The 11,472-nt window shown below is 37.5% G+C and carries 10 protein-coding genes; 6 read left to right on the forward strand and 4 right to left on the reverse strand.

Translation table 11 applies throughout. The annotated features are described in order from the left end of the window. Positions 1-27: 27 nt before the first annotated feature. Genes arsC through AC27GZ_RS11240 form a run of 3 tightly spaced genes read left to right on the forward strand, consistent with a single transcriptional unit; the run spans position 28 to position 2,731 of the window. Positions 28-372: an arsenate reductase (glutaredoxin) gene (gene arsC, locus AC27GZ_RS11230; protein WP_487095268.1), complete on the forward strand. Its 345-nt coding sequence runs from the start codon at positions 28-30 to the stop codon at positions 370-372. A gap of 17 nt (positions 373-389) precedes the next feature. Beyond that, complete coding sequence (locus AC27GZ_RS11235; RefSeq protein ID WP_487095138.1) at positions 390-785, forward strand: DUF2069 domain-containing protein; 396 nt, start codon at positions 390-392, stop codon at positions 783-785. A 14-nt stretch (positions 786-799) separates the two neighbouring features. Beyond that, a complete protein-coding gene (locus AC27GZ_RS11240; RefSeq protein ID WP_487095139.1) occupies positions 800-2,731 on the forward strand; it encodes a hypothetical protein in 1,932 nt (643 codons plus the stop codon). Positions 2,732-2,838: 107 nt separating this feature from the next. On the opposite strand, the gene AC27GZ_RS11245 is transcribed toward AC27GZ_RS11240, so the two are convergent. The 3 genes from AC27GZ_RS11245 to AC27GZ_RS11255 are packed head-to-tail and all read right to left on the reverse strand — an operon-like array spanning position 2,839 to position 5,417. After that, a complete protein-coding gene (locus AC27GZ_RS11245) occupies positions 2,839-3,450 on the reverse strand; it encodes a fumarylacetoacetate hydrolase family protein (protein ID WP_487095140.1) in 612 nt (203 codons plus the stop codon). Between the two features lie 60 nt (positions 3,451-3,510). Continuing rightward, on the reverse strand, positions 3,511-4,224 hold the full coding sequence (hda, locus tag AC27GZ_RS11250; protein WP_487095141.1) for a DnaA regulatory inactivator Hda: 714 nt from the start codon (positions 4,222-4,224) through the stop codon (positions 3,511-3,513). Beyond that, on the reverse strand, positions 4,221-5,417 hold the full coding sequence (locus AC27GZ_RS11255; RefSeq protein ID WP_487095142.1) for a DUF2066 domain-containing protein: 1,197 nt from the start codon (positions 5,415-5,417) through the stop codon (positions 4,221-4,223). The genes hda and AC27GZ_RS11255 overlap by 4 nt, the downstream gene beginning before the upstream one ends. A 165-nt stretch (positions 5,418-5,582) precedes the next feature. Between AC27GZ_RS11255 and purM the strand changes: the two genes are divergently transcribed. The 3 genes from purM (at position 5,583) to AC27GZ_RS11270 (ending at position 8,216) form a co-directional block, all read left to right on the forward strand. After that, entirely contained in the window at positions 5,583-6,623 is a 1,041-nt protein-coding gene (gene purM / locus AC27GZ_RS11260) for a phosphoribosylformylglycinamidine cyclo-ligase (protein ID WP_487095143.1), read from the forward strand. An 81-nt stretch (positions 6,624-6,704) separates the two neighbouring features. Then, positions 6,705-7,361, forward strand: a complete 657-nt coding sequence (purN, locus tag AC27GZ_RS11265; protein ID WP_487095144.1) for a phosphoribosylglycinamide formyltransferase — start codon at positions 6,705-6,707, stop codon at positions 7,359-7,361. Positions 7,362-7,454: 93 nt separating this feature from the next. Next, positions 7,455-8,216 (forward strand): DUF3108 domain-containing protein, encoded by a 762-nt coding sequence (locus AC27GZ_RS11270; protein ID WP_487095145.1) that lies wholly within the window; start codon positions 7,455-7,457, stop codon positions 8,214-8,216. Between the two features lie 49 nt (positions 8,217-8,265). Here AC27GZ_RS11270 and AC27GZ_RS11275 read toward each other — a convergent pair whose 3' ends face one another. Beyond that, positions 8,266-11,157, reverse strand: a complete 2,892-nt coding sequence (locus AC27GZ_RS11275) for a chondroitinase-B domain-containing protein (RefSeq protein ID WP_487095146.1) — start codon at positions 11,155-11,157, stop codon at positions 8,266-8,268. Positions 11,158-11,472: the final 315 nt, after the last annotated feature.

An 11,472-nucleotide genomic window follows, 5' to 3' on the forward strand; every position in this document is an offset into this window, starting at 1 on the left:
GACCACTAAATTTCAACAAGGGTAAATATTATGCTAACGATATACCATAATCCAAGATGTTCAAAAAGCCGTCAAACACTCGCGCTAATTAATGATAATTCAGCGAAAGAAGTCACCATAATTGAATATTTGAAACAACCTTTAACCCATGATGAAATCAAGCAATTATTATTACAATTAGGATGTAAGCCTATTGAAATGATGCGTATTAAGGAAGCAGAGTTTAAAGAGCAACAATTAACTAATGCAAGTGATGAAGCGTTAATTCAAGCTATGGTAGATACGCCAAAATTAATTGAACGTCCAATCGTTTCTGATGGCAATAAAGCTATTATTGGTCGTCCACCAGAAAACGTACTGATCTTATGTTAATAAAAGTCTAAACCGTTATGAAAAAACAAAAAATTAGTACAACAAACTTAAGAAGAATAGCCTTATTAGGCTATTTTTCGTTATTGTTTTATATGCCATTGTGGTTAATATTCCTGTCACCCGATGGCGCATTAAGCGTAACTACGACATTAATATTCTTTTCCCTGCCCCTTTTATTTCCTTTGAAAGGCATGCTTCAAGGTAATCCTTATACTTATGCATGGGCAAATTTTATCGTTTTAATATATTTTTTACATAGCTTAACAACACTGTGGGTTTTACCCAATGAGAGACTTTGGGCATTATTAGAACTCGTATTTGCGACATTAATGTTTTTTGGCTGTACCTATTATGCGAAATATAGAGGCCAAGAGTTAGGTCTTAGTATTCGAAAGAAAAAAGAAGATAAGTAAAAGCGAGGAAAAATATGTCATCATTGCGTTTATTGCTTAGCAAGCCTAAAAAATTTACCGTTATTACAATTGCGTTAACGTATTTATTATTAGCAGGATGCAACGGACATTCCACTGATTTATCTGATGATGATATCAATCATGATACTGATAGAATACTCAGTGTTGATGATGACTTTTTTATTAACCAGAGCGTGGAATTAGTACTTTTCTACCCAGATGCAAACTTAAGTAATATCGTATGGCAACAAACCAGCGGCGCATCGGTTAATATACTCACACCAAATGCTAAGGTTATAGCTTTTACACCCGAGTCATCTGGAGCTTTTAGTTTTGACGTAAGCTTTTCAGTAAACAATGGTGCTACACAAACTTTAAATTACACCCTTAACGTCAACGAAAAAAGTACTAAAGTGGCTGCTCGTCTTGCCCACACTGTCCTTAGCGACAATAAAGTATCACTTCGTGCACAGACTGAACCAAGCATTACTAGTAATACGCTTTTATGGCAACAAACATCTGGGCCTTCTGTTAGTTTTTCTGAAGATGATAGACACGATGAGCCTGCAGTTTTTTTTACTGCCCCCAGTGTTAGCAAAGATACGTTATTAACTTTTGAAGTTTCAGCTAATGACGGTGAAGATAATTTTAGTGATAAAGTTGTTGTATTAGTTGAGCCTGCAGCACAAATTGCTAGTAATGCATATTTTGATGAGAGAGTTGCTACCGTAACGCCCTACAATGCCAATAGCCCATATGCCGATGATATCGTTCATTGTGTTTATAGCAATACACTCTCAAGCTCATGTACTTTGGCAACATTACCATTATTAGCTCAGGAAAATACTACGCCATCAATCGACAACATTATGGATAGAGTGGTGGTTTCTCATCAATGGATGGGAGATAGATTCAAAGAGTTTTTAACTAATAACGATCCCGATGATGATTTTAAGCGGCTACTGCGAGCAACTACCGCAATCGTTATTTCATATGATGTTCGCCCTTCATTCTATTGGGCTGCCACTGGTGCTATCTATCTAGATGCTGATAATTTTTGGTTAACTCCTGATGAAAGAGACACTATTAACGAAGCTCCTGATTATCGAAGTAACTTTGGTCAGGAATTACAATTTGTTATGCCTTGGCGCTACGTTAAAGATAATGATTACGCTGATGAATATTTTCCGATTGACCAACGAGCTACACGAACATCAACCGACGGTTTTTACCGTTTAGCCTCATTGCTTTATCATGAATTAGCACATGCAAACGACTACATTCCAAGTAATGAATGGTTTATCCATGATGAAAGCACCCGAATATTAGATGCAGCTTTAAATAGTAGTTTTGAATCTGACGGGTTAGCGATTGCTTTTCCATTACAAAGTTTAGAGATGCGCAATTTAGCGCAAGTGAGTTTCTCAGGAGAAACCGCCACCTCAGAGCAAAAGTCATACTCTCCTAGTGATATTGAAGGATTTTTCGGTTCTGACGTAGCCTCTGGTTATTATGCCTACTCCAGTGAACGGGAAGATTACGCACTACTTTTTGAAGAACTTATGATGCAAACACGTTTTAACGTATTTCGCGATGTTGCTATTACTAATTTACCCTTGGGTGACGATGTAACTGGCGAAGATTATATAGTTACTTGGGGACAGCGTGGACGTATTGGCGAAGATAACATTAAAACCCGTGTTGCTTATAGCGCATCACGCGTACTACCAGAGTTTGATAGTGCTGCTGCATTATTAAGTGTCACATCGCCAATTCCTATGCAGCCTGGAGAAAATTGGTTAGAAAACTTAACAATCAGCCCAGAGGAAGATATTTTAAAAGCGAGCAAAAAAGCTTTCAGCATTGATGCACACTATCAAGATCAAAAGAAATTAACGAGGCCAATTTCGACTCACTTCTATCATAAACCGTTGCCGAAGAAATAACGGTTAAAATAATCGTTTAGAATCCTATAAAATAAAAAGATTTAGTGCTAATGATTTTACTCAAGGTAGTTAGCCTAAGGTTCGGCACTAAATCTATACTCATGCTTCTACTTGGCAAGCCAACTTGCAGACACTAAGGTTTTATTTTCACACAATACTTTGCCATTAAACCTACTACCAGACTTCACTTCCCCTACACCTTTAGGGGTACCTGTCATAACAATATCTCCATCTTCTAACGTGATGAATTCCTGTAATTGCGACAAAATTACGTCTGGCTTATACATCATTAATGACACGCCACCAGATTGAATCACTTCATCATCAATCGTTAACTCTAAATTCAGTGATTCATCGATACTGTCAATACTTACAAAGTCACTAAACACAGCAGAGCCATCGAAGGCTTTCGCCCTCTCCCACGGCAAGCCTTTCGCTTTTAATTTACTTTGTAAACCACGTTTAGTGAGATCTAAACCAATAGCAATCGCCCTAAAAGCACCTTGTTGGTACATAAAACATAACTCAGATTCATAATGTAATGGCTCTTGGTGATTGGCCATTAATTGCTCTGACATAGCTGAATTTGGCTTTATAAATACCACCATATCTTCAGGTATTTCATTACCTAACTCAGCAATATGATCAACGTAGTTTCGGCCAATACATACAACTTTAGAAGGTATGATTTTTTGATTATTCAATACAACAGATTGCATAAGTTTCTCTCTCAAAAAGGGGTAAATTCAATCGATTGATTTATTTCATTTTGGTAAGCACTATGAGGGCAGCGCTAACACTTCTTTTATAAATGGAATAGTAATTTTTCGTTGCTCACGAATAGAGGCTTTATCTAAAGTATCTAGCGATTGAAGTAGGTTCGACATTTCTCGCGATAAACGATTAAGTAAAAATTTTGCCGCTTCATCACTTAACATTAATCCTCGTTGAGATGCACGGTATTGCAACACTAATACTTTCGCTTCATCATCTAAAGGTTTAACTTGCTCTGTTAAGCCCCAAGTCAATCGAGACACTAAATCAGGCAAACTTAAATTAAGCTGATTTGCACTTTGTTCACCACTGATCAACAAACAGTTATTTTGCTCTATTACACGGTTAAATAAATCAAAAATAGCCTGTTGCCAGAGTTTGTCATTAGCGATCAAATGTATATCATCTAGGCAAATTAAATCAATTTGCTCTAACCCTTCAAGTACATCTACCGATAAAGCCTGTAATTCTGCACAAGATAAGCATACTGATGTTTTGCCAAGTTTTGCGGCATAAGCGCTGCTAGCATGGAGTAAATGCGACTTACCCACTCCTGATAAGCCAAATAGATAAAAACTCTTTGGCTGGCTTGTTTCATTTTGTTCGATAAAGTGAATTAACTGATTGGTGACGCCTGAGTTAGTAATACTTTTAAAACTTTCAAAGGTTTCATCATCGGGTAATTGTACTGACAATGCCAACTGACGATTATCGGTCATTTCACGCCCCAATAAAAAACGGGCGCTTGTGCTATTTCACTATCACTATTTAAATCAGCTAACGGATCAACATACTGTTTTAATTGTTTATTTAATTTCAATGACGCTAATAACGCCTCTGTAGAGCCTAATAGTTGTAGTTTAAAGCGCCTAGACTCACCTTTTGCCGTTAATAAGACGACATTATTTACTGATGATAAACCTTGTAAAAAATCAAAAACTTGTACATAAGTCGCTAAAGAATCTACATTGGCAACTTCCAACACAAAGTCACTATTACTTGTAGTTGATGAAGCGTAATGTTGATAAATAACATCTGTGATATCAGCCAAACCTTGTTGTAGTAACTCTTGGCGCTCACTCCCCTGATATTGCTGACTAAATGTTTGTTGTGTTGTGATTAAACTCCAATCCAACACATAAGCTTGTTGTGGTTGTTGAGACTCAGCACATAGTAAACCACAACCTTGTGATTCTTCCACTAAGCCATCTTCATCCTCATGGCTTTCAGACATTATTAAGCTTGAGTCAGATATTCTCATCACCACAATAGCTTCGGCAAAGTAACGAGCCGAATAGTCTCTGATAGGCTGTTCAAAACGTCCCCAGAGATCACTAACACTAACTTGACTAGCATCAGTTAAGTCCATTAAAGGCATCATAATGGGTAAGCCACGTTGAGCTGAAAACTCATTAACCGTATACGGTAAAGCTGAATTAGAAGAGTTAGACATAATAGAACGAGAAAAACCTTGTTCATCAACTAACCAGAGTAATACTTGCGGTCGCAACCGTCCCCACAAAGATAAGTTAGCTTGTTGAAACAAACGGTTAATTTTTTCTTCATTAAAACTAGCATGCAAAAAAAGTTGCTTCTCAAAAACAGGGCTAGTGTCATTTAAGGACTTATCAGTGCGAACCGTTTTTTGTTGATAACGGTATTGGGTCAAATATTGTTGATGTTTTTTTAATGCTTGCTTTATCAGTGTATTTTCTAACACACTCTTTTCACCACCAACCTTAACCATAACAACCGCTAAAGCCTTTTTTATACCTGCAGCTCTATCTTTACTCGTTTGTGAAGTAATTGAAACGCTAGCCTGATATAAGTCATTAACTTCTACTGCTTTCACGGCAGTATGTGGCACAAGATTTACGATAACAAACAGTAATAAAATTAAATATTTAAACATAGGAAAAAATACAAACCATTTTGTGAGACAGATATTATCACAACCAAGTTAAATTTAACCCTCAAATAAAAATATTTATCTATTTAAGATAAAGATTTTGAGTATGTGCGCTTGCGCTGATAGAATACGCACCTTTAAATTCTTTGGTATTTTTTGAGGTTTCTCGTGAGCGAACAAAAACAGTCTTTAAGCTATAAAGATGCTGGTGTTGATATTGATGCTGGTAACGCCCTTGTTGAAAACATTAAAGGTGCAGTAAAACGCACTACTCGCCCTGAAGTTATGGGTGGTTTAGGTGGTTTTGGCAGCGTATGTCAATTGCCAACGGGTTATAAAGAGCCTGTTTTAGTTGCAGGTACTGATGGAGTTGGAACTAAATTACGTTTAGCTATTGATTTAGCCAAACACGATACTGTAGGTATTGACCTTGTAGCTATGTGTGTAAATGATTTAATCGTACAAGGTGCTGAGCCATTATTCTTTTTAGATTACTACGCAACCGCTAAACTTGACGTTGATGTTGCCTCATCAGTTGTTGAAGGTATCGCCGAAGGTTGTATTCAATCTAACTGTGCTCTTGTTGGCGGCGAAACTGCTGAAATGCCAGGCATGTACCATCAAGGTGATTACGACATCGCAGGTTTTTGTGTTGGTGTTGCTGAAAAATCACGTTTGTTAGATGGCAGTAAAGTAGCAGCGGGTGACCAATTAATTGCACTAGGTGCTTCAGGTCCTCACTCAAATGGTTTCTCATTAATTCGTAAAGTATTAGAAGTTAATAATACTGACACCAGTGAATTACTTGACGGAAAAGCCATTAGCGAGCATTTGCTTGAGCCGACAAAAATATATGTTAAATCTGTATTAGCTCTATTAAAAGACGTAGACGTGCATGCTTTATCGCATATCACGGGTGGTGGTTTCTGGGAGAATATTCCACGCGTATTACCTGAAACTGCTCAAGCCGTTATCAATGGTGACAGCTGGCAATGGCCGTCAATTTTCAACTGGTTGCAAGAAAAAGGTAACATCACTGAACATGAGATGTACCGTACTTTCAACTGTGGTGTTGGTATGATCATCGCCGTTCCTGCTGATAAAGTTGCTCAAAGCATTGAAATATTAACAGCACATGGCGAAAAAGCTTGGCATATAGGCGCTATTAGCGATAAAGCCGATGGTGCTGAGCAAGTTGTTTTTGCTTAATCGATAATTATTAGGTTGTAATTTTTTAAAGGGGCTTTACCAATATTGGTATCTTTGCCCCTTTTCTTTAAGGAAACTAAAGTGTCTAGTCGAATAGTCGTTTTAATATCAGGCAGTGGCAGTAATTTACAAGCAATTATTGACGCAGCAACCTCAAGTAAATACCCTGGGAAAGTTGTAGGCGTAATATCTAATAAAGCGGATGCTTACGGGTTAACCCGCGCTAATAATGCAGATATAGCTACCATTGCCCTTTCTCATAAAGCGTTTGATAGTCGAGAAAGTTATGATCAAGCATTAATGGCTGAAATTGACACTTTTAGTCCTGATGTAGTTGTACTTGCAGGGTTTATGCGTATATTAACGCCTGATTTTGTGCAACATTACCAAGGAAAGCTTCTTAATATACACCCTTCTCTATTACCTAAGTATCAAGGACTTAATACCCATCAACGTGCGATTGATGCTGGAGATGATGAGCATGGTGTTAGCGTTCATTTTGTAACAGAAGAGTTAGATGGTGGTCCAGTAATTCTTCAAGCTAAAGTACCTATTTTTGAAGGTGACAACAGTGATATTCTTGCACAAAGAATTCACGAGCAAGAGCACAGAATTTATCCATTAGTGGTGAAGTGGTTTTGTGAAAATCGCTTAACTATGCGCAAAGATGAGACGCAAGAGCTGGCAATTCTAGACGGTAATATACTTCCGGCCTCTGGTTACGCTAACGACGAATAAACTGCTAGAAAGTTACATTAAGATAAGGTAAGTTAATTTCTTACCTTATCTTTTTAGATAACTTTTCACCTTACCTAGATTACGCCGCAGTTTATGAATACCAAAACCTATACTTTAAAATCTTTTTTATTACTGCTGCTTTTACCTTTGCAGTTTACCCAAGCAGAGCAAGTAACGAACGAATCCAAACAGCCACTAAAAACAACTATTCCTGAATTTACAGCTGATTATACGGTTTTGCATAAATCGAAACCGGTTGGCACGGCTGTCAGACAACTAAGCTATCAAACCGATGGCAGCATAAAATATCACTACCAAACACAAGTTAAATGGCTAATCTTTTCTCAAACACGTACTGAAACTTCCATTGTTGATATTGAAAATAATAACGTCATTCCTAAGCACTATACGAATAGCCGTGAAGGAACAGGGAAAGATAAGTTTTATGAATGGCGTTTCGATGCTAAAACCAATACAGCGCAAGACTTAGGTCGAAAGCGTAAAGTAATGCCGTTAGATTTTACTAATAATCTTCAAGACAAATTAAGTTATCACTTACAGCACAGATTAAACCTAATCGAAGACGCTACACAAAAGAGTTACACCTACCCAGTTGTTAGCACTTCAGGCTCTGTCAAAGATTATGTCTATCAATATGACGGTACAGAAGAGTTGATTTTACCCTACGGTATGATCAAGACCATTCGTTTTAAACGGGAAATTAAAGAGAAAGAGCGCACGACCTATGTATGGTTCGCGCCAGAGTTAAATTACTTATTGGTAAAACTTTATCAAGTTAAAGCAGGCACTGAACAATTTGAAGCGCAACTATCTTCAATAACACTTGCTGATTAAAAAAATGCCAAGCAGTATTGCTTGGCATTAAACGCTATTCCCTTAAGTGCTAATCATCTGCAGCTGCTGCAGATTCAGCAGGAGATAATGGGTGTGATACCAACCTAATGCTATCAAAAAATGCCTCACTACCTTCAGCTGGAGCGCCTTGATAAGACATTTCAAACTGGTCAACACGAATTTCATCACCATCTGTCGATTTAAATTGTGCAAAAACCGTAAGAGATGAATGGCTGCCAGTATTAAAAGTTAATGTATCTTTATTGAAGCTATCGTCACCTTTTATCCCGCCAGCATTCTCTAAGTCATCATAGACAGAATCCTTTTCTGCTAGTTTAGTTGCATCCACAATATTGGTATTACTGTCTTGTGTATAAACGCCAAACAAAATAGTCGAATCACCCGACTTTTTCATTAAATTATAAATAGAAAGTGAATATTCAGTATTAGGTTCAACCGATACCGTTTGAGCAATGTAAGGTTGATGAGGTGTGCCAGTATCATCGCCTACATTCCATTTAAACTTAATGGAACCATTAGCTCCACCAGCAGAATTATCAGAATCTTGAACTTGCCCAATACCAGTACCTTCAACTACAGTCCAGCCATCTTGTCCATCATCAAAATTAGGATTTTCAATATCTGCTTTATTAAGTACTAAGTCATCAACCGTTGCTTGAATCTCTGCTGAGGTTGCATCACCCGAATTAAAACTCACCGAGCTAAAACCATAACTGCTTGATGTTCTTTCGGCAGAATAAGTTTCATTATTTACAACAACAGATAACTTAGCATCCCCTTTCATAAAAGCTGATAAAGTGTAATTTGTGTTAGGCAACAGAACTACGCTTTGGCTTACATTAGCAGCATTACTATCTAAGAGTAAGCTGTTACCACGTGAGAAGGAATTTTCATTGGAAATAATCCTAGCTCCAGAGCCATTATTATCAGTCCAGCCTGTTAAGTCTCCGCTATCAAAGTCATGGTTTTCAATAGTGACCTTGCTTACGTAGACAGTTCCTGGCGTAGGACGATAATTTTTTGGCCCTACTTGGTCTGAAGTTAACGGAGTGAGTGTTGCTGATTCTGATAGCGATTCATCCGCACCTGATGTTGTACTGTCAGATCGTGTTTGACCGTCCATATCAATAGCAGGTAAAGCGAAACTCCCCACATTTACTACTGCAGCAGTTAAATCAGGACTATTTGAGCTTGGACGATATAAATTATCGCTGCCTTTTTCGAGTACTGAATCAAGTAATGTCATACCACTATAGGCTGTTAACCCTTCTTGATCTGAAAACATTTGGCCAAAAACATAATTACCATCGAAGGTTGAGTTTTCAGGCATATCTTCATCATTTGTTCTTATAATAGCGCCTACTGCATCGGCAATAATATTATTAACAAAGTAAATATTTTCAGGTGCTTCATCATTTTTACCACCATAAACGTTTAAACTATTTACGCTATCCACGATGGTATTATGTGCCACTAAAACATTCTCAACATTTTGATATCCATTATCAGTACGACCAGCGCCATCCCCCGTTGTTAATACAATACCGCCATTCCAATTAGAGCTAGCATAGCGTACGCCCTCAATGTAGTTATTAGTTACGGTATGATCGCTATCAACTAAACGAATTCCACCAGAAAATGGATTATCATCACCAAAGATAAAGTTATTTGAAATATTTGCGTGACTACCATGACGAGTCACAATTGAGCCATTACTGTCTCTTACTGTGTTATAACGAATCGTATTGTCTTTAGACTTGTTAGAAATTACCTCTGCTTCACCCTGAATACGTTCAAAGTAATTATATTCAACAACAGTCTGTGAGGAGGCTGTATGGGTTGTACTTAAGCCTAAACGTATTCCTTCATATTCATTATCACTACTACCGGCATAGGCTTGGCCAAAGGCTGGCGGTCTATCACCGAAATAATTGTGATCTATTTGCGCAAATTCTGTAGGCCATGTGTCTTCATCAAAGTCAGCTTCATCAATCCACCGAGGAAATACTAATAATGCACCTCGAGATTCTTTACCTGAAAACCAACTATGATCTATTCGATTATATTGACCATAAACTTCAATCCATTTTGAACTATCGTAATCACCACCATCCATATCAATGATAGCAACTTCAGTAACTCGACAATGACTACACTCAGTTTCACCTTCAAACTTAATAATTGAACTTCCAGAAGTCCCGTCTCTAAAAACTAGGCCTTGCAAAGTGATGTACTCACCGCCCATTCTAACTGAAATCTCTCCTTCCTTTATAATAGCCATACCAGGGTTTTCAGCCGCAACGGTTATAGGTTGTAGTTCAGTGCCTTGCCCTTCAATTCTTAGCTCTAAGTCACCCGAATATTCGCCGTCAGATAAACAAAGTGTATCTCCTGCAACTAGGTTTTCTGCTGAATCCTCTAAAGCAGAAAGAGAGCTCACAGTTTCAGTACAATTTATATCAGGTACAGTATCATTAGCGGCACCCGTGCCAACATTTTCTACCGGCTCATCTACACCAGTAATAGTGATGGTCACTTGACTTTCAGTACCATCTACTGAGGTAATTTGAATAGTATCTGTTATTGTTTCATTTGCGGCTAAGGTGTTAACGGCACTGTTTTCTGTGTCCAATTCATACGTCCAATTGCCATCTTCTGTAATAGAAAACTTACCGTAAGATGTAGCTACATCGGTTTGACTAACAATTGCCGCTTCACCACTATCAACATCGCTAACATTAACAACATTATTATAGTCTGCTGTTGTATTATCGATTTCTGCAGTATTAACGCCTGTAAAAGTTGCTGCTGTGTTAGTCTCCTCAACTTTGTCAATTTCCCCATTATCACTGCCACCACTACCGCCGCCACATGCTGCCAGTGAAAGTGTTAAAGCGATCGTAACTAAGTTTTTATTCATTATTATTATCCTTGTTAGATTCGTAAACTTTGTCTAAACAAAACCAATAAATTGGTAATGTATATTTACTATAATTGGAGAGCACAGGAATATCAACAAACAATTATTGGTATAACCAATCAAGATGACACTCGACTAAATAGGGTTTTAGATTAATTATTATTTTTAGGTTTTACTAAAATAAAGAAATTAAGATCTGTTGAATTTAAGCATCACCATATAATGTAAAGAACAACAACCACACGATATTACCAATCTGTATGACCAATTACAGAGTGTTTTGTTAAGAGACGAAGATAACTAGATGGACTTTAT

The organism is Colwellia sp. SU-HH00943 (assembly GCF_057546125.1).

Coding starts and splice junctions, on each gene's coding strand:
- AC27GZ_RS11235 (WP_487095138.1), top strand. CDS start 390: ATGAAAAAACAAAAAATTAGTACAACAAACTTAAGAAGAATAGCCTTA.
- AC27GZ_RS11240 (WP_487095139.1), top strand. CDS start 800: ATGTCATCATTGCGTTTATTGCTTAGCAAGCCTAAAAAATTTACCGTT.
- AC27GZ_RS11245 (WP_487095140.1), bottom strand. CDS start 3,450: ATGCAATCTGTTGTATTGAATAATCAAAAAATCATACCTTCTAAAGTT.
- hda (WP_487095141.1), bottom strand. CDS start 4,224: ATGACCGATAATCGTCAGTTGGCATTGTCAGTACAATTACCCGATGAT.
- AC27GZ_RS11255 (WP_487095142.1), bottom strand. CDS start 5,417: ATGTTTAAATATTTAATTTTATTACTGTTTGTTATCGTAAATCTTGTG.
- AC27GZ_RS11270 (WP_487095145.1), top strand. CDS start 7,455: ATGAATACCAAAACCTATACTTTAAAATCTTTTTTATTACTGCTGCTT.
- AC27GZ_RS11275 (WP_487095146.1), bottom strand. CDS start 11,157: ATGAATAAAAACTTAGTTACGATCGCTTTAACACTTTCACTGGCAGCA.